Source organism: Desulfoprunum sp., assembly GCF_053613775.1.
The window spans coordinates 29,990-52,383 of sequence record NZ_JBSHXH010000001.1; the positions used below are offsets into that span (position 1 = coordinate 29,990).

Sequence of the window (22,394 nt, forward strand, 5' to 3'; positions counted from 1 at the left end):
TTGGTTACTCAACTATGTCAGTCGTTCGGCCACAAGTTCGGCAATATCAAATGTCTTCTGCTCCTCGGTAAACTTTTTGGCCCCGTCGGTAAGCATCAACAGGCAGAAAGGGCAAGCCGTGGCTATGCGATCAGCCCCAGTGTCCAGCGCCTCTTTGCTGCGAACCTGGTTGATACGATCGCCAACCTCTTCTGCCCAGTAGTTGCCGCCACCACCACCGCAGCAAAAACTCTCCGCACCGCTTCGAGGCATCTCCACCAGCTGGCCCACTTTACGGATCACCTCCCGCGGTTCATCAAAGAACAGGTTTCGTCGACCTAAATAACATGGATCGTGGTAACAGATTCGCTCCAGGCTGTTCTTAAGAACTAATTTATCATTGGAAATCAGTCTGTTAATAAAAACAGAATGAGGAATTACCTCATAATTTCCCCCCAGGAGCGGATAGTGACGGTCAAAACTGTTGTAACAATGCGGGCATAATGTAATGATTTTTTTCACCCCCAACTCATTGAACTCATCGATGTTCGTCTGAGCCAGTTCTGTGAACATGAATTCGTTGCCCATCTGTTTAGCCGGATCTCCGGTGCAGCGAGACTCTTCCAGTATGCCATAGGAGACGCCGGCCGACTCCAGGATCCGCACCATGGCCCGGGCGATCTTTTGGGCACGTTCTTCATAAGTCACCGAACAACCGATCCAGAGCAGGTATTCTGTTTCCCCTGTCGCAAACAATGGTACCTCCAGATCCTTGCACCAATCCTTTGGCCCCGAACCTGTACCAAAGAACGGGTGGGCCCGCTGCTCAAGGCTATTGATTGCCTTAGCCATGAGTTCGGGAATACGGGACTGCTCCATCACCAGGTTCTGTCTGAACTTGAGGATGGTTTTGGGCTGGTTGATGCAAGCCGGGCAAGCCTCCAGGCAGGCTGTGCAAGTGGTACAGGCAAAAATGGCATCCTCAGTGATATCATCGATCAGGGTGGCGTCCTCAACTTCTCCGGCAGCAAGCCTTTCCGCCAGCGTGACCATTACCCCTTTAGGTGAGAGTGGCTTTTTAGTGATGGCGGCCGGACAGACTTCATGACAACGTCCACACCACAGACAGGCGGCAAAGTCCAGGAGACGTTTGCGAGTGAAATCAGCCAAACTCGAGCACCCCAGGGTCGGCATCTCCTCCGCCGCCCCCTCCTCGTCATCGTCATTATCGAATGAAGAGAAGTCGATCACACCCATTTTGCTGCCGGGTCTTGGATCGGCCAGGGCCGTATTGGTCGGTACCAGCACCATATGCATCATGGGCGAGTAAGGGATATATGCTATGAAGGCCATACACAACAGGCCATGGCTCCACCAAAAAATGCGATGAACTGAAAGGGCGTCGGCGGGCAGCCAGCCAGCCATGAAATTGCCAACAAAGGAGAAGGGATCCGGCCCGGTGGAGGCGATACGGATGGCCTCCACCAGAAAACCAGTGACGATGACAGCCGCCAAGAGGCCGATCTGGACGCCAAACCCGGTTCGTTCCCTGGGCGTGATCAACCGCTCGGGAGGGAACCATCTTCGCACAAGAAAAAAGAGCAGCCCAAAAAGGGCAAGAAGGCCAGCCAAATCGAGAAAAAAGGACATGAACCAGCGATTGAATATACCTTCGAACACCGGCAGGCCAAAGAGCAGGTTGAGCACCACCAGGCTTGTACCCAAGGCCAGAACCAGCATGCCCCAGAATAAAAAGCCATGGGCGATGCCGGTAAAGATTTTTTTATAGAGCTTGGCACCCAAAATTCCGTTTTTCAGCAGCGAATAGACAAACACCGGACCGATCTTACCTGGATGATCGACGTTTGCCGAGCGTATCCGCACCTTGCCCAGGCGGATACGTTTCCAGTGCCCATGGAGGCCGAAGACAAAAACAATCACGGCCACCAGGGCGACGGTATCAATCAGAATGCCATAACTGATATTCCAATAAGGGATACGCATTTTTTACTGCTCCTCTTGCAGCGCCTGAATGAGTGCCGGAACTACTTTCGCGTAGTCTTCCACAATACCAAAGCGGGCCCGTTTAAAGATATTGGCATCTTCGTCCTTGTTGATCGCCACCACGCACTTGGCATTGGCAATGCCGGCCAGATGCTGGCTGGCTCCGGAGATGCCCACGGCGAAATAGACCGATGGGGCCACAATATTACCAGTCTGTCCGATCTGCATGGTCGGCTCGGCCCAGCCTTCATCCACAGCCCCTCGCGAGGCGCCAACGGCGGCGTTGAGAATGCCGGCGAGATCACGCAAAATGGTAAACTTCTCTCCACTACCCACGCCTCGGCCACCGGAAACGATCACCTCTGCATCGTCCAGCGGAATCCCTTCAGTCACGACTGCCTCTTCGGAAACCAGTCGGATCGCCCCGGCTGCGCCGGCCAGAGGTACGGGCGTGGTCGTGCCTTCGGCAATTGCCGATTCGAAGTATTTTCGGCGGACGGTCAGAATGGCTGGAGTCTGATTAATTTTAAAGGTCGTCATAGCCTTACCGCCATAAATTGGACGGGTGACCGTCATATCAGACTTAGCGCCGATGATCTCGGTCAGTACCGGCGCGCCCAGCCGGACGCTCAAAGGTCCGGCGATCTCGGCACCCACAGTGGTCGCCGAGAGCAGTACCACTTCGTACCCCTCCTTCTGGATCAGCTCGACCAAGCCATCGATCAGGTTCGAGCCAACGGCGGCATCACTGCAATAAGCTTTGTTGTAATTGCCCGGAATATCGCCGGTTCCCAAGGCGACAACATCAGGCGTATCGCCGAAAATACGGCCTACGGTGACCAGTTCTCCGATCCGTTTGGCATCGATAACCTCTACGATCAGGGCTTTCATAAGTATCGCTCCTCCCTTAGTTTGCTCAAAAGGATTTTGCAGGTCTGGGCCATATCGTCCAGGGGCAGGAATTCGCAAACCGATTCCATTTTCGGGATCTCGACGGAAAGTTCAGCCACCGGCATAGGTGTTCCCGGAATTCCGTCGATTTTCTCCACAGGTTTTTTCTTGGCTGCAAGAATAGAGCGCACCGCTGGTATTCTCGGAACATTCTTGGGGCTGCTAGTGATCGAGAGCACCCCTTTGCCACTGAATTCCAGCCGACGAATTCCGTTTTCATGAGCCTGCGCAACCATCCAGCGGCCATCCTCAGATTTAATTGTGCTGATCTGGGGCAAAAACGGATAATCAAGCATGCCGGCCAAAATGCTGTGCACCACACCTCGATCCATATCCGCCGACTGCTGGCCGGCAAGCACCAGGTCTACATTTCCCAGTTGCTCAATGGCCATTTTCAGATTCGCTGCGATCACGAAGGGATCGTCTGCATCCCCCAGCACCAGATGGAGTGCGTCGCCTCCCATGGCGATAGCCTTTCTCAATACGGTGACATCTTGAGTCTTGCCGTAAGAAATGATGGTTAGCGTCGCGCCATAGGCTTCCTTCAGCTGAACGCCGGTTTCGATGGCGTTCTCATCATACAGGCCAATCATTCTCGTGTAGCGGCTGTGAGCTCGTCCATCAGTCAATTCGAAATCAGCTGTCGGCACCTCATAATCGGGTACCACTTTGGCAAGTACTGTGATATGCATCTGAATCCCTCCTTTTTAGCGCCCCTTCCACTCGGGAGCACGCTTTTCGCTGAATGCCTGAAAGCCCTCTTTGCGATCTTCAGTATCCCTGAGGGCACCCCAGAGCAGGTGGGAGAAGGCGATACCATGCTCAAGGGGCATGTCCAGTCCCATCACCGCGGCCTGTTTGGCGGCCTTGACGCTCAATGGCGCGTTGCCAGCAATTTTGGTAGCATATCGTTTGGCCAGTTCCAACAATTCTGCGGGTTCCACCACATCCGAGACCAGACCGACCCGCAAGGCCTCCTGAGCATCGATCATTTCTCCCGTAAGCAGCATCTTCATAGCCACTGCCTGGGGAATCGCTCGAGGCAGACACTGGGTGCCGTTGAGGCCCGCCAGGCTGGCGACCTTGACCTCGGTGAGGCCGAACTTGGCCTTGCTGCTGGCGATGCGCAGGTCGCAGGCCAGGGCCATCTCCAGGCCGCCGCCCACGGCGTAGCCGTTGATGGCGCAGATGATCGGTTTCCATGTCTTCATGTGCGGAATGATCGGTTGCCCCTCTCTCAGCCAGATGGAGGCCATGCACTCCGCCGGCGGCGGGGTCTTCTTCATGTCCGTACCCGTGCAGAAGGACTTCTCGCCAGTGCCGGTGAGTACCGCCACGCGGATGTCGTCGTCACCGCGCACCTCGGCCCAGAGTTCGGCCAGCCGTGTCACCGACTCGGGATCCAGTGAGTTCATGGCCTCCGGCCGGTTCAGGGTGATATAGGCCACATGGTTTTCTTTTAAAAAATCAACACCCATTGTACACTCCTTATCTGTAAACGTTCTGGATTGGCGGAATGGAGATCCTTTTTTTGTCATTCCGGCGCGAGCCGGTAAATCTCTGACAAGCATCTCCAGCGGCGTTTTACGCGGTCCTTCACTCCTCGGTAGCCACAATGAAGGGATCGTAGGGTTTCTTGTTCTTCAGGATGGCGCGGGCCACGGTCCAGCGGTGGATCTCCGAGGGACCCTCGAGGATGCGCCAGATGCGGACCATGCGGGCCACATACTCGATGCCCAATTCTTTCGAGAGGCCCACGCCGCCGTGCATCTGGATGGCCTTGTCGGCGATGTCCCAGAGCATCTCCGTGGCCATGACCTTGAGGCTCGAACCCTCGATGCGCAGGTCAGTAATGCCCTGGTCGCTCTTCCATGAGGTGTAGTAGAGCATCCAGCGCACGCTCTCCAGACGCATGGTGGCGTCGGCGATCCAGTTCTGGATGGTCTGGCGGTCGGCCAACAGTTTGCCGAAGGTCATCCGCGTGTTGGCCTGGTCGATCATCATCTGGATGATGCGCTCGGCCATGCCGGTGCAGCGCGAGGCCAGTTCGATGCGGCGCACGCCGAAGCGATTTTGAAGCGGAATGAAGGCCTTCCCCAACTCGCCGAGGATCGCGTCGTCGCCCACTTCCACATCCTCCAGGATCAGGTCCCAGGTGGGCATGGCGCCGATCACGGGGATCTCGCGGCCCACGCGCACGCCGGGCGTGTCCCTGTCGATCAGAAAGGCGGTGAAGCGGTTCTTGGTGGGGGCTTCCTTGTCGGTCACAGCGATGAGGATGTAGAAGACGTTGTCCTTGTCGCACTTGCTGATAAAGGTCTTGGTGCCGTTGATCACCCACTTGTCGCCCTTGCGCACGGCCGTGGTCTTGAGGCCACTGACATCGGATCCGGCGCCCGGTTCGGTGACGGCCATGGCCGAATCCAAACGGTTATCCACATAGGGCTGGAAGTATTTTTCGCGCTGGTTGCCCACGCAGCAGCTGTGCAGGTAGTAGAGGTTGGGCGCGTCCGGCGGGAGCGTGAAGCCATGGGGCGAAAAGCCGATGAACGAGCGGCACAGCTCTTCCATGACAAGGGTCTTGGCCAACATGCCCAGCCCCTGGCCGCCGAACTCCTCGCCGACCTCGATCCCCCAGAAGCCAAGCTCCTTGGTAATCTTCTTGAGCCGTTCGCTCTGCTCCTTGGGCAGAAGCGGCCCCGGCACCGTCCAAAGGCTCATGTCACGTTCGAGAAAATCTCTTTCCAGCGGCAACAGTTCGCGCTTGACGAACTCTCGCATGGAATCTTTTAGCATCATAAATTCTTCTGAAATAGCGAAATCCATTGCCGTCTCCTTTTCCGCGAATAATTGAGTTAAATTAAGATGTCCTGTTCGATCATCTTGTCGATTTCCGTTTCCGAATATCCCAACATCTCGTTTAATACCCCTCGGGTGTGTTGTCCCAACAGGGGCGCAGCAGATTCCATCTGGGCCGGTGTTTTGGAAAAAACTACGGGCTGGCGATTATAGAGAGTCGAGCCCACTTCCGGATGATCCAGGTAGGCCCAAAATCGCCGCTGGCGGAGGTGTTCATTTTCAATGGCGCCCCGGGCATCGTTCACCACGCCGGCTGACACCCCAAAATGGGTCAACTTCTTCATCAAGTCCTCGGCATAGCGCGTCTGCGTGTAAGCTTCGATGAGGCGATTGAGCTCTTCTTCGTTGGCCTTTCTCCCTTCGAGGGTCGCGAACCTGGGGTCCGCCGTCCAGGCCGGATGCCCCAGGGCCTGCTTAAACGCTTGCCACTCCGATTCCGCGAAGACAGCAATGGCGATCCATTTGCGGTATCCCAGAGTGGTATATAAACCATGGGGGGCGGCATCGGGATCGCCATACCCCAGGGGCCCAAGAATATCCCCATTGGCCGCATAGGCCATAGCGTCGGACGGTTTCATGGCGATGGCCGAATCCAGCTGGGACACTTCCACGGTCTGCCCCCTGCCGGTTTTCTCTCTCATGATCAGCGCCCCCAGGAGCCCGAAGAGTGTGTGGCCGGGAACCATCACGTGATCGGTGTAGTTGGTACCGGTGCCATACGGCCGTTTCCCAGGAAAGGCGGCCCTGGCGGTGAGCCCGCACAATGCATTGAGATTGACCCCAAAGCCCATGTAGGATTTGTGGGGTCCAGTAACGCCCTGCAAGCTCATGGTGACATATATGATCCTGGGATTAATCTCTTTTACATGCTCCCATCCCAGATTCCACTTTTCCATCTGACCAACACGGAAGTTGTTGATGATGATATCACTTTTCTTAATCAGTCGGACGGCCACCTCCCTTGCTTCGGGATTGCTCATGTTCAGGGCGATGCATTTCTTGTTGGGGTTGCGGTTGGCGAAATAGCCGCTGCGCTCCAGCCCCTCGCCGATGCCGTCCTTGAAGGGACCGCCCTTGCGCAGGATGTCGGGACGCTTCTTGCTTTCGATCTTGATGATTTCGGCACCGCACTGCCCAAGGATGTTAGTGGCGATTGGACCAGCCCCGACCCAGGAAAAATCACAGACGACGATGCCGCTGAGGGCGCCTTTCAAATTAACCGACATGGATGATTCCCTCCTTGCTCAAGGTTTCGATCTGATTTTGATCGTAGCCGATCTCGAGCATGATATCAGCGGTGTGCTGTCCGAATCTTGGTGCAGGTTGGCCCAGCCGCCATTCAAGCTCGCCGAATTCATATGGGGCACCAGGGTAGACCACATCCCCACCCAGATTTTCATGATGAAGAGTCTGCCAAAATTTTCTATAGATCAGTTGTGGGTTTTCCAGCAGATCCTGGCCATTGCTCACTGGTGTCAGGGCCACGCGGTGGGCCTGGCCTTTCTCGTACAATGTTTTCTTGCTGTGCTGCATGGTGAAGCGCTCGAATATTCGGCAAAATGTCTCGTAGCCTTCCTTGGATTTACGGTAGGCGGGTTCGATCCAGCGATCCTCTTCGAAGACCTCCCACTCCGCAATGTTTTCCTCCTTCATCCACTGGGCGAAGTACTCCCACATGCCCTTGTTCTTGCCCATGATGGCCACGATGGCGATAAAACCGTCTTTGCAGGGGTGCACGGTGGCCGACCCGGCCTCGGTGCCACGGCCGCGGCGGTTGGTCCCTTCCAGATCCCAATACTGGGCTGCATTCTCGAGAGCCATACCCACCGACTCCATACAGGAGACATCCACGAACTGGCCGATGCCGGTCCGCTGGGCGAAAAACAGTGCGATGGCGCTGCCCACGGCGGCATACGCCTCGGCCATACGGTAAGATTGGTTGTCGCAGGAACGGACGGGTTTGTCATTATCGACGCCCGCAAGGAAGAGCCATCCGCCCAAGGCCGCGTTGACCAGATCGGATCCCGGCAGATCGCGGTAGGGCCCGAAATGGCCGAAATGGGTTATGGAGGTCTGAACCAATTTGGGATTAAGGCCGCTGAGCCGGTCGTAGGAGAGCCCGAGGCTTTCGAGATATCCGGGCGCAAAACTTTCAAAGAGGATATCCGCGGTTGCACAGAGTCGCACAAACAGGTCCTGGCCAGATTTACGGGACAGATCGAGGGCTAGACCTCTCTTTCCCGTGTTGTAGTAAAGAAATTGAAGACTGCGGTCTTTCCCCGGCTCGTTCTTGTAAAAGGGACCTATGTCCCGCATTGGATCCTGGGAAATAGGCTCGAGGTGGATTACATCGGCACCCAGGTTGGCGTAAAGTTTCGCAGCGTAGGGTCCGAGCGTACCGGTAAAGTCCAGCACTCTCACACCCGCTAAAGAATTAGCATCCATCAGTATCCTCCTTGACAATCTTTGGGGGTTCACCCAAATCCTGGGTAGGGTGAGAAACGGCAGATTTGCATGGATTCAGTACAACTGGAACCTTCTGCAAAAAGAAAAAGCCTGAGCCGGAATACATCCGAAGCTCAGGCGACCGTCCGTCAATCAACCGGAAAAGAGGCTGCGACCTCCACATACATATAAGACCTGACCCGTGAAATAACTACTTTCGTCATCCGCAAGAAACATTGCTGCTTCGGCAATGTCATCGATAGTCCCCAAGCTTCCGGTGGGCTGTTTAGATAGTAGGAATTTTTTTGACTTCTCCTCCAGTTGATCCCACAAGGGGGTATGAATCAAGCCGGGGGCGATACAGTTAGAGGTGATACCTTTGCCACCCAATTCCAGGGCCAAGACCCGCGACAGTCCAATAAGACCTGCTTTGGCAGAAGAATAGGGAGCTTGTCCGGCTCCACCAAGCCAAGCTCGCGAAACAATGTTGATAATCCGTCCGTGGTTGTTCGGAACCATATGGTTGTGAGCGGCTTGGCTGCACAGAAAGGCCCCCTTCAAGTTAACGTCAATCGTGAGGTCCCAATCCGCTTCACTCAATTTGCGCAATGCACCGGCCCGTTCCATACCGGCGTTGTTGACCAAGATGTCGAGTCTGCCGAAAGCTTTGACGCAGTTCTCGACCATTGCTTCGACGGCGGCTTTGTCGGCGATATTGGCCACCTGACCGATGACGTCGAAGCCATCCTTTTTAAAAGCCTCGACCGTTTCGGCGACCTTGTCGGCCTGAATATCGTTGATCACTACCTTAGCCCCGTTCTCCGCCATCAGACGGGCTGTTTGCTTGCCCATACCGCTGGCCGATCCGGTGATCAAGGCGACTCTGTTTTCAATACCCATGTAAGACCTCCAAATATAAAGATGTCCGACGCTTAGATGGACATGGAAAAGTGGATACTTTTCCCGCCGCAGACAAAAAATGTTTGCCCGGTGACATAAGGCGATCGATCCGAAGCAAAGAAACCAACCGCTTTGGCAACATCTTCGGGTTTTCCCATTCTTCGCACAGGTATAGCTTTGATACATTTTTCTATTGTTGCCTCATCCATGCCCGCGGTGGCCATGTCGCCTTTGGCAACGCAGTTGACCGTGACGCCGTTTCTGGCTGATTCGAGGGCCAGAGACCGCGTTAACCCGAAAAGTGCGGACTTGGCTGCCGCGTAGCTGGACAGACCCTGGAAGCCAAGGTATGACAGGCTGCTGATGTTGATCACTCGGCCGTATTTGCGGGTTTTCATGTCGGGCAAGATTGCACGGGTCAGGAAAAAAATCGGGTCGGCATTCTGTTCGAAGGCACGATGCCATTGTTCGTCGGATACAACGTCAACTAGTTTTTCATCCAGGTAGTCAAAATTATTTACTAAAATATCGATCGGGCCGGCCTTGTCGATCACGTCGGCAATCATCTTCTTAATCTGTTCTCCATTGGTCGGGTCGATGACCGCCGCCATGGCCCTGCCGTCTCCGGCAGTGATTTCCGCAACCAATGCATCTATCTTCTCACGATCGGTGTCGACCGCGACGACGATAGCACCTTTGCCAGCCAGTCTGCGACAGACCGCCGAACCAATTTCATCCGTGGCACCGGTGATAACAGCCACTCTGTTTTTTACCTTTTCCACTTGAATCCTCCTTATCCGTACGTTGCACGCACCAAAAGGTCTAGCCACAATAGCTCGCTCTACTCCCAAGCCATTCTACCAGCCGCTCACAAGCATATGCATGGTGCAGGCTGCGTGTTCGGTTCCCGACAGACCGCCACCAGTGACATGTGTCATGGCCACGCGCGGAATTGGGTCCACTTGGTAGCCCTTGCACTGGCCCCGCATCTGTTTCACGTTGGCCGCAATCTGAGCTGCACCTGATGCGCCGATTGGGTGGCCATAGGAAAGCATGCCGCCCCGGGGGCTGACCACGCACTGGCCCCCGTAGGTGGACTGGCCGTCGCGCAGGAACTGGAGGCCGTCGCCGACCTTGCACAGTCCCATGCATTCGTAGTAGAGCAGTTCGGCGATGGTGAATGCGTCGTGCAGTTCGAGAATGTCGACCTCCTCGGGACCGATGCCCGACTCCTCGTAAAGCTGGTGGCTGGTCGCCTCGGTGATGTCATCGCCGGTGATGTCCCTGGGACGGTTGTGGTAGGGACCGGAGGTGACCACCGTGCCGGCCACGCGCACCGGCTTTTCGATGCCCAATTTCTTGACCATCTCCTTGGAACAGACCACCACGGCGCCGGCGCCGTCGGCGATGCCGCAGCACTGGTGCAGGGTCATGGGGTAGGCGACCATCCGCGAGTTGACCACCTCCTCGACGGAGATTTCACCTTTGAACCAGGCTTGCGGGTTGTGGGTGGCATGCTTGCGGTTCTTGACCGTGATCATGGCGAAATCCTCGATCGTGGCGCCACGCTCGTGCATGTAGCGGGTGGCCCGCATGGCGTACTTGGCGGTCATGACGCCGCCATGCACGGTTTCGATATCGTTCATCGCCGGGGTGAAGGCCGCGCCGGATGACCGGTGCAGGGTGTGGTTTTCAGCGCCGACGCCCATGGAGACCTCGGTCAGGCCGCAGGCCACATCCTTGATGGCCAAGTGCACGGCCATGGCGCCGGCGGAACAGGCGCTCTCCACATTGATGATGGGCATTTTCGAAAGCATCCCCAGGTCCTTGAAGATCGTCTGGCCGGTGACGATGCCGTTGGTGGCGTTACCCACATACGCGCTTTGCACGACATCGGGTCCGGTGATGTTGGCGTCCGCCAGGGCCTGGGTCACTGCCCATCGACCTAGGGCGTCGTAATCCAGTTCATGCCTGCGGAACGGCGTCTCGCCGACCCCGATGATAAACACTTCACGATTCAGCTTCATCCTTGATACTCCTCCAATTGGCGTCGTTTAAAAGAATCGCTTCCCACACGGGCACGCGCTTATTTATCGATTTTTTTAAATTTGTAGCTGATGATGGGCACGCCATCCTGGTTCAGGCGGATGGGGCCGACGGCCAGTTCGACCGTTTCGTCGCAGCGAAAGGATTCGACCTTGCCGTCGAGCATGGCAAAGATGCGTAGATCCTCGGGAAGATCCACGTAGCCGACGATGTAAGGGGTCTCCATGCCGGGTTGGCCGATGTAGCAGTCCGCATAACTGTAGAGCGTACCCCGGCGCGACAACGGAACCATGTTGAATTCCTTACCCCAGCAGGTGGGGCAGAGATCGAGTTTGGGAAAGTCGAGCTGGCCGCATTTCTTGCAACGATACCCTTTTAGATAGGGGGGCGACCCGTCTTCCGGAACCTCCAGCAGGTCGGGATGGAAAAAGGTGATATCGGGTTTCTTCTCTTTTTTGGGTTTGGCGTCGGCCATGGGACACTCCTTTCAAGGTTGGTTTTGATAATTATTAGACAACGATCCTTTTACTGATTAGAAATCTATTTCTATCTGTTATTGATAAATTCAACATGATATTGAAAATAGGGCATTTAATGAATTTATTTATTGATTACATAGATGCTACAATTTATAGTGACACATTTATTAAGTCTTCTACTGAGTGTAATTCAAGCATGATTTCAATTCGGTGTCAATGGATAATTTTGATCTTCCCACAGAACTTTTCGTCTATTGTGCTATTTAAACGGTATCGACACTGAATACGCAGGACAGCAAAGCGGTGGCAAACATGGAGTGGGACTAGAATGAGCCCCTCGCGGCAACAACCCCCAATCCTTCCTTGTTACAGGACAACACTGCGCCTGGCATATCGATTTTTACTAGGCCGAGTTGCTTGAAAATGACTCAAATTTTTAACACTATAGGTTCATCTGACCTGAAGTTTCCCGTTTTTAGACCCGGCTGACCCGAGATCCTGGCAAGCGAGGCCCGTGATTCGAATCCGAACCGAGTTCGGAGAAATATTTATTTTTATAATTTCAAGACGATGCAGTGAAAAATTGGCGAAAGCTAACTGCTTGATATTACACGGCAAATCAAGAGCGATTTTTCACAGGAAATGGGAAAGTTTGAGTAATAACAGGAACATAATAGTGAATGCGAGGCCCACTCATGGTAAGTTGAAGTTTCCAAGAACAAAAAAACAGAGGAGCCTCGCATGCCCATACTACCAGCCATTCCCGCTTTGGCCCACTTGCCAACATTATGATGGCACAGGTGGCTTGTTTTACTTTTTTTCGGTGGCTGTCCGGGTCTGATGGCGCCCGGTTATCACTTTTACTGGCCGAGTCATCCGTAACATAGTCCATTTTGCCGTTTTTTGGCAATATTACCCCGTTGCAGCCGCGGGCAGCACCCGGCAAGCATTCTGATCTTTGACAAATTACCCATCCCCCGGCCGATTGCCGGTGACGGTCATTCCAGTTGCGGCAGGGGCTTGCCTCGGCCGACGATGTGGAGCAGGATCGCCTCCATGGACGGGCAGTCGAGGAGCTCGAAACGGTTTCTGATTCCCGACCAGAGCCGCCGTTTACCTTGTAAACCCCGTGCAGGCAGGTGGGATCCTCCCGCCACTCATCCTCGAAGGCCAGCAGGGAGGAATGTTTGAGGGAGAACATGGCAAAGCCGCTGGCCAGGGCGTCCACCAGGGAGATGCTGGCGTTGCCGGCCCGGTGGTCGGCAATCTTACCGAAATCCTCCCGAATAGTGGTGATGAGGGCGTCGAAGTTCAAGTGTTTACGTTGGCTGATTGTATCCTGACGACGGTTGGCGAGCTGCTTTTGGCGAATGATCTTGTGGACATTCATGGCGATCTCCTTGTAGGTTATTGATTTTCCTACAATAAATCGCTATGACCCTCTTGGGGTTTGTCAAGCCTAAAATCGCCTCCGGCGTTAATTTACCATATTGTTTTCTTGTCGGGCAGATTGTGCCGCAGTTAAAAAGTTTACGAAAGACAGAAAATTACATAACGTAAAATCAATGAGTTATCTCAAAGCGGGAATTGCTGCCATACTACACTCCCTACCCGCCGAACATCATAAAGTATCAGACTGCCCAGGTTTGACCAAAATGGCGCGGCAAAGCAGATCGCAGGATTGAGTGAACTCTTCCATAACCGCGAGTGGACTAAGGTTACCGTGGATAAACCAGCGAATAGCCATGTGGGTAAAGGCACCAACAAACAGATTGCGGTATATTCGGTTGTTCAGGGTTTGTTTGAACACGCCTTTCTGTTTGCCGCGATCGAGGATTTCATAAAGAATGTCGAGATATTGGAGCAATTGGGGATAGGATCCTGATGTGTAGAATTGTTTGTTCAGTTTGACATCATTAAGATAGACCAGAAGAAAGCGCCGATCGGACAGAAATATACAGAAGTGACTCCACATCATCTGGCGCAGTTGAATCAATGGATCAGTAGACCGGTAAGCCTCTTCCATCTGGTGCCGATAAGATTGGAACTTTTCCCTGGGAATAGAAAACAGGAGATCCTGCTTGTTTTTGGAGTATTCATAGATGGTTCCCTCAGCGACACCTGCCCGGTTGGCAATTTCCAAAGTAGTTGATTTGTCAAACCCTTTTTCGGCGAAAACTGCTTTGGCCGCCTCTTGCACCATAGCAGCTCTTCCTATCTTTTCCATAGATTGAGTTTCATTTTCAGATTGAACTTCGATCATGGTTAGGATCAAATCCATGATGGCATCGAAATCAGGAAGGGTCTCGGAAATTTCCTCAGCGGATAGACAGGTCAGGGATTCTTCATCCAAAAATCCGAAAATTATATCCCTCACCAGGAATATATTAATATCATTGTGAAAATAATTTTCTTCGATCCCCTGGCGGAGAATATCAACCAGCATCCGGGTATGTTTCTGAAGAGTTTTACTGCATTCGTGTTTATAGAATTCCTTTCTGGAACGGCACTCTAAGAGCAGATTCTTACGTATCCGGGCATTACCTTTATCAAAGTCGTTCAGATGCAGGTGAAACCAGATCATTTTGCCAAGTTTGGAGACGGGCCCCAGTATACCTTTAAACTGAAAGGCCAACTCATCAGACGACCACTTCAGCTGTTCATCCAAGGCCCAAAACAACAGGTCCTCTTTGTTTTTAAAATAGTGATAAATGTTTGAGTCGACGATACCGGCCCTCTTGGCAATCTCTGTGATGGTCGTGTCGCGGACGCCTTTTTCAGAAAAAATTTCTTGAGCAGCCTTGATGATCGCTTCTTTCTTTTGGTTTCTACTCACAATCTCTCCTAATATATATTCAATGTCATTAACTTAACGCCCTAAATATTCGATTAAACATTGTCAAAACAATATGTTAATGCTATATTTCGGTAGTTTCTTCCATCTTAATCACTTCACTTGCAGCAGGAGGTCGCTATGTCCGATTTTTTTAAAAATTTTGAGCGAACTGGCACGGAGGATGCTTTCCAAGACTTGTGCCAATCTGATTGAATTCGTACAGAAAATCATCTTCTCTCAAGATTTCGTCAACCGCAACCGGAAGCATTCCTCTGATTTCACACGCGACAGAAAACTGCCTTTCTCCGCGCTCATCCTGTATTTCTGCAATTTCATCAAAAGCTCCTACCAGCCGGAACTCAACAAGTTCTGGAAAATCCTCTCAGGCACAGTGGTGGCACGACATGTCGTCTCCAAGGCCGCCCTGTGCAAAGCCGGAAAAAAGCTCGAGCACGAGGCGTTCGTCGAACTCAACACGGAAACGGTCACCTATTTCAACGAACATTGCTCTCCTTTGACCTGGAACGGTTTCTTCCTGAAAGCGGTGGATGGTTCGACGGTGAAACTGCCGGACTTTCCGGAAATTGCCGAGCATTTCGGCGCATGGCATCCCAGGCTGGGAGAGCCGGTGCCCATGGCTCGGATCTCTCAACTATTCGATCCGCTCAACAAAATAACGCATCATGCCCTTATCGCGCCCAAAAGCTGCGGAGAAAGGGGACTGGCGGCCACGCATTTCCAGCATCTGAACGAAAAGGATCTGGTCTTGCTGGATCGAGGCTATCCCGCATTCTGGCTTTTCAAGTTGATTCTTTTTCATAGAGCTGCTTTTTGTGCCAGAATCTCCTGTAAAATCTCTTCGCCGAACTCTATCATGAACGTTGGCCCATTGAAGAGGACTACAAAGTCATGAAATGTCGAATCGAGGTGGAAAATTTCTCCGGCAAAAGCTCACTCTCAGTATACCAAGACTTTCATGCCGCAGTTTTCTCAAAAAATATCACCTCGATACTGGTCGCCTCGGCACGTGAACGAGTCGAAAAAGCAGCAGCATCCAGAACAATTGGCTACAAAAGCAATTTCACCCAGGCTCTTTCGACCATGCGGGATACGATCGTTGTGCTGTTCCGGGGAACCAGAAAAACCATTCTGCGAATCATCTCCGATCTTCTGGAGACAATCGCCAGGGCGGTGGAACCAGTGAGACCGGGACGAAAATATCCGCGTAACCACAAAAGAGCACAGAGAAAATTCTGCTTAAACTACAAACCGATCCTTTAAGTTAATGACATTGAATATATATTGCTAACCTCGATAGACGGAAATCTTTTAAGCACCCCTCTTGAGGGGTGCAACTGCCTTGGTGGTATACTCAAATCGTTAATGTTGAAAACATTTTCAATTTTCTTGTTTTTACACCCCTCAAGAAGGTACTAAACTGAATGACAGGCTTTAAGGAGCAAGGCCCTAAGACGATCACCATATTTCTCAGATCATCCGACCTTACATTTTCCATCTTTTACTTCAACAATTGCGAAATTGAACAGCGTAATAATTGATCCCCACGCAGGATGACAGACGAAAATACCCTCCGATCTTCTCTGGCCGAGGTCGGTGACCTCCATAGATATACCAGACGTCGGCCACTAACGAGACTGCAAGATGAAAATGCCTGTGAACTTATTTCAGTAACTGCGAGTACTTACCCTTTCTGCTTTGAAAATTGGAGAAACCGGCGTTACCCTCAGTTCTGATAAATTCCACTAAAAAAACTAGAATAACACTCAAAATAAAATAATAAAATGTAAAAACCAGTTCCACTTTTTTTGTTTTTCTAAACGGCATCGTTCTCGCAGGGACAAACAAAGATTTGCCTTTCACCGACGCTTGGTGTAATAGCAATATAAAAATACTTTAAGTATTTATATATACAGCATATATTCACATTCGTCTTTTCGGACAATTTCCCTGACAATTATCAAGGTTGACATCTAGCGCTGTTTTCCCTCGCAGAATTGGAAAAATGCTTGACAACATATCATCGCTAAAGTTGAATTATACTCAGTTGAATATTTTTTTTGCTGCGTACATCTCATCTGATGAGATATCGGAATCGAGTGCGTACGAAGAGTTATTAATCATTGTCGATTGTCCAGCGACGGATTGCCAACCAACCGTCAATTTCGTTGCTACTGCTAGCAGTCCATATGCTAACCGCTTCAGACGTCAGGAGGTAAACTTTGAAATCAAACAGAAAAAAACATAATTTGAGCGTGCCCAAAGAAGACCCGTTTTTTTATACCGACAGCGAAACTTTGAGTATTTTGGACAAGATTAACACCATCTCCAAACGCCATCCAATAAATGTATTGGTTGCCGGAAGGCAGGGGTGCGGTAAGTCATCCATTGTACGCCAGTTTGCGGCGGTGCACAATAAGCCCATGGCTACGTTCCAGGTCGGTATCCTTTCAGAACCCGCGCAACTATTTGGTGAATACACACTGGAAAACGGAGAAACTCAATACAAACAGTTTCTTTTTCCTCAGGCACTGCAAACCCCCAACTGCGTCATCCACCTTGAAGAAATCAACCGGCCGGAAAATCCCAAGGCTCTTAATATGCTTTTTTCGATTCTTTCCGATGACCGTGAGGTATGGATGGATGAGCTTGGCCTGTTGAAGGTCGCAGATGGTGTTGTTTTTTTTGCTACCCTCAATGAGGGTGATCAATTTATCGGAACCGAACTTCTCGATCCAGCCTTGCGTGATCGTTTTTACATGATTCTAATGGACTATCTGCCCAATGAGGTAGAGCGCGAAGTACTGCTTCAGAAAACCGAAATCAGCCAAGAACAGGCCGATGAAGTGATTAATGCCATCAACCTGCTTCGCGGCAATTCGGAAAACAGTATTGAAATTTCGACCCGCATCACTCTGATGATTGGGGAAATGATCGCCGCCGGCGCCACTCTGAAAGAAGCGATTGTCACCAGCGTTCAGACCAGCAAAGAAACCTTGGAATCGATCCTTTTGTCGTTACAGCTGGACCGTGGATACCGGCAAAAGAACAAAACCGAATATATAAGATATACCAAGGATGTGTTAAACTCATAACCTTGCGACAATCGAGACCGGGTTTCGCGCCGTTCGATTTACGGGCAAATGCAGTAGACCTGAAACTCGGTCCTGTTTTGAAATGTTTTTAGCCAATCTGCTCTCCCGCCGTCCATACCCGCGCGTTCACAGCACTTCTCACCGTTCGAACCAACCCGATTTTGCATGGATGTAGATTTTGCCGGTCATGATGCAACTTCAGCTACAATGCCGGAGGATGCTTTGAGGCAGCGATGTGATATGTATGTTGGCATAAACATATGATATATGATAAGATATCATATGTCTTGTTGCACAGGTATCCGATATCAATATTCCTCCAAAACTAACAAATCGCATTCGACCAAGGGAGGCCGAATTTGAAGCTATTTGAGTCCATTGAGATTGGCGGCATTCAAGTTAAGAACCGGATCGTCATGGCTCCGATGACCAGTCATTATTCCAGAAATGGCCTCGTGACCGAACGCATGATTCACTTCTACCAGGAGCGGGCCCGCGGCGGTGTGGGGCTGGTAACGGTTGAAGACGGGATCGTGGACTATCCGTTAGGGAAAAACACCGATAACCCACTGGCTGCTGATCATGACCGATGTATCCCAGGGCTCACGCGGTTAAGCCAGGCCATAAAAAAAGAGGGTGCCAAGGCGATGCTCCAGCTATCCCATGCCGGACGCAGGGCTGGCTATCTGTCGTCACGCACCATGCACCTAACCCGCACCGGTGGCCGGTTGCCTGTGGCACCGTCGCCGCTGGCCCATCCTTCGCCGGGGCATGTGGTCCCAAGGCCGCTGAGTGTTAACGAGATCGACGACATCGTCAAGTCGTTCGGTCAGGCGGCCCGGAGAACGGTCGAAGCCGGTTTCGACATGATCGGGCTACATTGTGCCCACATGTACCTCCTCGGACAATTCCTTTCGCCCTGGGCCAACAAGCGCAAGGACGCATATGGAGGTGACTTGGAAAGCCGCCTTAAAATCGTTCTGGATATCATTAAACGAATCAACGATGAAGTCGGTCCCGACTACCCCATCGTCTGCCGCATGAACGGCCAGGAGCCGGAGGAAGGGAATACGGCGGAAGAGCTCCGTTACATCGCCAAAGTTCTCGAATCTCACGGGGTAGCCGCCCTGCACGTTTCTGTGGGATTTGGCAACATTCTCTGGGGCAAGAATTTCATCCCGGCAGAAGCAACTATGGGCATGCCGGAAGGGTGCATCGTCCATCTGGCCGAGAACATCAAACAGGCGGTGTCTATCCCCGTAATCGCGGTCAACAAAATACGGCATGTGGATTTTGCCGAGCGGGTACTTCAAGAGAACCGGGCCGACATGATCGCTCTGGGACGGCCCTTGCTGGCCGATCCGTATTGGGTGAAAAAAGCCCAACAGGGGCGTTGGGATGAAATTCGGCCTTGTGTCTCATGTTGCCAAGGCTGTGTGGGAAATATTGAGAAAGGACGGCCGATTACCTGCCTGGTAAATCCAATACTAGGTCGGGAAAAAACGGATCGTATCCGACCGGTTAAAGCAAAGCAGACGAAACGGATCCTAGTGTTAGGGGGAGGTCCGGCCGGTTTGGAGGCATCTATCGTAGCATCCCAACGGGGCCACCGAGTAATGCTGTGGGAAAAAAAAATGGATCTCGGCGGCCGCCTGAAAATCGCCGCCAAGCCTCCGTGGAAAACAGAACTTTCTGAATTCATGGCGTTTCTCCATCAACAGGCCGTCAATGAAGGGGTTCAGATTGTCTTGAACCGCGCCGCTGATGTAGATGCCGTGCAACTTGAAAATCCAGATGTGGTGGTCGTGGCGACTGGCTCCCGACCCCATATTCCCGAATTTGCAGTAAAATCGAACGGCCTTTTGAAAACGGTAGAGGAGATTCTGAATGACGGCGCCGCCGCCCTAGGAGATTCGGCGGTGATCATCGGTGGAGGCTTGGTCGGCCTGGAAACCGCTCATTACCTGCTAGAGAGAGGAAAGACCGTCACCATTATTGAAATGCAGGACACAATGGGACAGGAAATGCCAGCAATTACGCGGATACCGCTATTGCTGCAACTCGGCGAAAAAGGTGCGCAGCTGATTGTACAGGCCTATGCCAGCGAGCTAACTCCAAATGCGGTCAAGATTGAAGTCAAGGGCGAGGAAAAATTGATCAGTGCTGATTTTGTAGTGCTCTGCACCGGTGATGAAGCGGATCCCGAACTTGCGGCGGAGCTCAGTGGTTACGGTATTCCGGTTCACGTCATCGGTGACTGTCGACAGCCCGGCGATATGCTTGCTGCGGTGCGCCAAGGTTTTATGGTCGGCCGTGTAATGTAACAGCATCGTTTAAGGTCAGATGATGCAAGGCAAATCACAGGCCATTTTTGACAAGTCCTGACATACTGAAAGAATATCCTATATTGTACCTGAATCGGTGGCCTAAATATTGCTTGATAGTCTGACGGCGATCGGTATTCCCGCAGGCCAGGCTTTGGTGGGGAAAATCCTCACCCTTTTTGGTTTTTACGAGCATATTACGAGCATATTAGCGAGCATATGCGCATATGAGCCAGATTATGGGCATAACCGATCACCAAGCTGATTCTTGTCTATCGTTTGCTCGTTGAAAACCTGACTACTTCATCGCGGGCAGCAAATTCAGCCGATGATATATCCGCTCCATCATCTTGGAAAATGGATTCAGCTGGCCAAACGACAGGTACCATTGCCTGCCCCGGGTCACCAGTCGACCGGCCATATACATCAAATCCTGCATGACCGTTCGGATGCGGCGCCGGAGCACTTTCTTGTTGCGGATGCCAGGCAGTTCGTTGGGATCGCTTTCCTCAAGGCTGATCTGCCCGATGATCCGCAGCATGTTGTAGGTCAGCATCGCCAGGTGGAGAATCAAACTGTTGCTGGCAAAACGACCGCTTGGCAAGCGTTCCAGAGCCATGTCGGATTTCAGTTCGGCGTGAAACTGCTCGCTGGTGCCGTGATCGTGATACAGCCTGATCACCTCATCGGGCGGTAACTGTTCGACGCTGCACCAATAGGTATCGATCCGATACTCGGGAAACAGCAGCACCTGACCCTTTTTGCTTTTCTTCCAGAACTTCCAGGAGTGATCATAAATCTGAGGAGGACTCAGATTTATGCGACAATCGAGAAAACCTAAGTGCCCGCACTGCAGGCAGTTATTTCGACCTGATCCGCGCAATGTCACAAGGCAGAAGGACTGTTCTCAGCCTGAATGTCGGAAGGCGAGCAAGGCGGCCAGTCAGAAAAAATGGCTGGAAAAACCGGCGAACCACGACTACTTCCAGGGAACCGATAACACCTGCCGGGTGCAGCAGTGGCGCAAGTGTCATCCGGGATATTGGCGAAAAAAACACGGGCAGTCGGAACCGTTACAAGAGTGCTCAACGCTGAATTCGGTGAAAAAACAAGATCTTACACGGCAGTTGTCGAGCCATGCGTTACAAGATCTCTTGTCGGCGCAACCTCTTGTTTTTCTGGGGTTATTGGCACAATTAACGGGATCGCCGTTACAAGATGACATAGTCACCATAGGCCGTCGTCTGCAACAATTGGGGCAGGATATTCTCAACCAACCATTTTGTTGCAAAGGAGGTCAGCATGACAACCGACAAAGTCCCCATCTGTCCACACCTGATCCGCAAGGTTCCCGAACAATTCAGCTGGGTGGATCACCGTCTGGTCCGTGAGCGTTACATTGACGGTCTGAGTAACGGAGCGGCGGCGCTGTATCTTTTTCTCGTCACGGTCAGTGATGCCCGGGGCTTGAGTTACTACGGCGATGCAAGCCTGCAGAAGCGACTCGGCCTGAATGAAGACCTGCTGGGCAAAGCGCGCGAGGCGCTTGTCGAGCAGAGGCTGATCGCCTTCAGGAAGCCGCTCTATCAGGTTCTTGCCCTGGATCACCGGCGGGAACCGGTCGCCGCCACCGGCGAGCCCTGTTCCATGGGTCAGATTCACAGGCAGATGATGGGAGGTGGCGCATGATCGATTATGACCAGTTCTGCCGGATCGAACGGTTTCTGGAACAGGGACTGAAGGCCGGGCAGATCGCCGTGGAACTTGGCCTGGACTGTCGCACCGTGGGGAAATGGATGAATCAGGAAAGATTCCAGCTCCGCTTGCCGGGGCTGCGCGTCAGTAAGCTCGATCCCTACAAAAACGATATAGTCAGAATGCTGGAGCGTCATCCCTACAGCGCCCAACAGGTATTCCAGCAGATAACCGGGCAGGGGTATGCCGGCGGTTACACCACCGTCAAGGAGTATGTCCGCAAGGTCAGGCCACGACCACGGAAAGCCTTCCTGAAGCTGGTCTTTGCTCCGGGTGAATGTGCTCAGGTGGACTGGGGCTCATACCAATCGGTGGCGGTCGGCAATACCCGGCGAAAGTTGAGCTTTTTTGTCATGGTCCTCTGCCATTGCCGGATGATGTATGTGGAGTTCACCGTTTCCCGGACCATGGAGCATTTTCTCGGCTGCCACCAGAGGGCATTCGAGTTCTTCGGCGGTGTCCCGCAAAAGGTCATGGTCGACAATCTCAAGTCGGCGGTTTTGAAAAGAATCACCGGACAAGACCCGGTTTTCAATCCCAAGTATCTGGATTTCGCCAATCACTATGGTTTCTTTTTCTTGTTATCAACAGTAGCAACCCCGGAACGAATGCCCCGATCAGAGGGGATTGAGACATGCTGATTCCCCACTCCGAGAAGACGTCTTTAATGGCCCGGAACGAATGCCCCGATCGGAAGTTAATC

General features: G+C 52.3%; 19 protein-coding genes and 1 pseudogene. 6 read left to right on the top strand and 14 right to left on the bottom strand.

Translation table 11 applies throughout. From position 1 onward, the window contains the following. Positions 1–12: 12 nt before the first annotated feature. From ACWGKN_RS00130 to ACWGKN_RS00190, 13 genes are all read right to left on the bottom strand, one after another. Positions 13–1,983: a heterodisulfide reductase-related iron-sulfur binding cluster gene (locus ACWGKN_RS00130; protein ID WP_035234019.1), complete on the bottom strand. Its 1,971-nt coding sequence runs from the start codon at positions 1,981–1,983 to the stop codon at positions 13–15. A gap of 3 nt (positions 1,984–1,986) precedes the next feature. Next, a complete protein-coding gene (locus ACWGKN_RS00135) occupies positions 1,987–2,874 on the bottom strand; it encodes an electron transfer flavoprotein subunit alpha/FixB family protein (RefSeq protein ID WP_035234017.1) in 888 nt (295 codons plus the stop codon). Beyond that, a complete protein-coding gene (locus tag ACWGKN_RS00140; RefSeq protein ID WP_035234015.1) occupies positions 2,871–3,626 on the bottom strand; it encodes an adenine nucleotide alpha hydrolase family protein in 756 nt (251 codons plus the stop codon). The genes ACWGKN_RS00135 and ACWGKN_RS00140 overlap by 4 nt, the downstream gene beginning before the upstream one ends. A 15-nt stretch (positions 3,627–3,641) precedes the next feature. Beyond that, on the bottom strand, positions 3,642–4,412 hold the full coding sequence (locus ACWGKN_RS00145) for an enoyl-CoA hydratase/isomerase family protein (protein ID WP_035234013.1): 771 nt from the start codon (positions 4,410–4,412) through the stop codon (positions 3,642–3,644). Positions 4,413–4,530: 118 nt separating this feature from the next. Continuing rightward, positions 4,531–5,760, bottom strand: coding sequence for an acyl-CoA dehydrogenase family protein (locus ACWGKN_RS00150; RefSeq protein ID WP_035234011.1), 1,230 nt, complete (start codon positions 5,758–5,760; stop codon positions 4,531–4,533). 29 nt (positions 5,761–5,789) lie between these two features. Continuing rightward, positions 5,790–7,019 (bottom strand): CaiB/BaiF CoA transferase family protein, encoded by a 1,230-nt coding sequence (locus ACWGKN_RS00155; RefSeq protein WP_424254623.1) that lies wholly within the window; start codon positions 7,017–7,019, stop codon positions 5,790–5,792. Further along, on the bottom strand, positions 7,009–8,238 hold the full coding sequence (locus tag ACWGKN_RS00160) for a CaiB/BaiF CoA transferase family protein (RefSeq protein WP_035234007.1): 1,230 nt from the start codon (positions 8,236–8,238) through the stop codon (positions 7,009–7,011). Before ACWGKN_RS00160 ends, ACWGKN_RS00155 begins: the two co-directional genes overlap by 11 nt. 153 nt (positions 8,239–8,391) lie before the next feature. Then, positions 8,392–9,138: an SDR family NAD(P)-dependent oxidoreductase gene (locus tag ACWGKN_RS00165; RefSeq protein WP_035234005.1), complete on the bottom strand. Its 747-nt coding sequence runs from the start codon at positions 9,136–9,138 to the stop codon at positions 8,392–8,394. A gap of 32 nt (positions 9,139–9,170) precedes the next feature. After that, a complete protein-coding gene (locus ACWGKN_RS00170) occupies positions 9,171–9,920 on the bottom strand; it encodes an SDR family NAD(P)-dependent oxidoreductase (RefSeq protein ID WP_035234002.1) in 750 nt (249 codons plus the stop codon). A gap of 75 nt (positions 9,921–9,995) precedes the next feature. Then, positions 9,996–11,165, bottom strand: coding sequence for a thiolase family protein (locus ACWGKN_RS00175; RefSeq protein WP_035234000.1), 1,170 nt, complete (start codon positions 11,163–11,165; stop codon positions 9,996–9,998). 59 nt (positions 11,166–11,224) lie between these two features. Continuing rightward, positions 11,225–11,659 carry a Zn-ribbon domain-containing OB-fold protein gene (locus ACWGKN_RS00180; RefSeq protein ID WP_424254619.1) on the bottom strand — a complete coding sequence of 145 codons (435 nt, stop codon included), beginning with the start codon at positions 11,657–11,659 and terminating at the stop codon, positions 11,225–11,227. Between the two features lie 623 nt (positions 11,660–12,282). After that, entirely contained in the window at positions 12,283–13,053 is a 771-nt protein-coding gene (locus ACWGKN_RS00185) for a hypothetical protein (RefSeq protein ID WP_452094453.1), read from the bottom strand. 231 nt (positions 13,054–13,284) lie between these two features. Continuing rightward, positions 13,285–14,499 (bottom strand): TetR/AcrR family transcriptional regulator, encoded by a 1,215-nt coding sequence (locus ACWGKN_RS00190; protein ID WP_424255198.1) that lies wholly within the window; start codon positions 14,497–14,499, stop codon positions 13,285–13,287. 181 nt (positions 14,500–14,680) lie between these two features. Here ACWGKN_RS00190 and ACWGKN_RS00195 point away from each other — a divergent pair, with 181 nt between their 5' ends. The 4 genes from ACWGKN_RS00195 (at position 14,681) to ACWGKN_RS00210 (ending at position 19,936) form a co-directional block, all read left to right on the top strand. Next, positions 14,681–15,412: a hypothetical protein gene (locus tag ACWGKN_RS00195; protein ID WP_452094454.1), complete on the top strand. Its 732-nt coding sequence runs from the start codon at positions 14,681–14,683 to the stop codon at positions 15,410–15,412. Then, the gene (locus ACWGKN_RS00200; protein ID WP_452094455.1) at positions 15,409–15,780 is read left to right on the top strand and encodes a hypothetical protein; all 372 of its coding nucleotides are present in this window, start codon (positions 15,409–15,411) and stop codon (positions 15,778–15,780) included. Before ACWGKN_RS00195 ends, ACWGKN_RS00200 begins: the two co-directional genes overlap by 4 nt. A 959-nt stretch (positions 15,781–16,739) precedes the next feature. Next, positions 16,740–17,612, top strand: coding sequence for an AAA family ATPase (locus ACWGKN_RS00205; RefSeq protein ID WP_035233848.1), 873 nt, complete (start codon positions 16,740–16,742; stop codon positions 17,610–17,612). Positions 17,613–17,971: 359 nt separating this feature from the next. Continuing rightward, entirely contained in the window at positions 17,972–19,936 is a 1,965-nt protein-coding gene (locus ACWGKN_RS00210; protein WP_035233847.1) for an FAD-dependent oxidoreductase, read from the top strand. A 298-nt stretch (positions 19,937–20,234) separates the two neighbouring features. Here the strand turns inward: ACWGKN_RS00210 and ACWGKN_RS00215 are convergent, their stop codons facing one another. After that, positions 20,235–20,825 carry a transposase gene (locus ACWGKN_RS00215; protein ID WP_452094456.1) on the bottom strand — a complete coding sequence of 197 codons (591 nt, stop codon included), beginning with the start codon at positions 20,823–20,825 and terminating at the stop codon, positions 20,235–20,237. A gap of 413 nt (positions 20,826–21,238) precedes the next feature. Between ACWGKN_RS00215 and ACWGKN_RS00220 the strand changes: the two genes are divergently transcribed. Both ACWGKN_RS00220 and istA read left to right on the top strand, forming a co-directional pair. After that, positions 21,239–21,625 carry a hypothetical protein gene (locus ACWGKN_RS00220; RefSeq protein ID WP_035233845.1) on the top strand — a complete coding sequence of 129 codons (387 nt, stop codon included), beginning with the start codon at positions 21,239–21,241 and terminating at the stop codon, positions 21,623–21,625. Beyond that, positions 21,622–22,314 (top strand): annotated as a pseudogene (istA, locus tag ACWGKN_RS00225) (IS21 family transposase); the annotation flags it as partial. The gene ACWGKN_RS00220 and the pseudogene istA, both read left to right, overlap by 4 nt. Between the last annotated feature and the right edge of the window lie 80 nt (positions 22,315–22,394).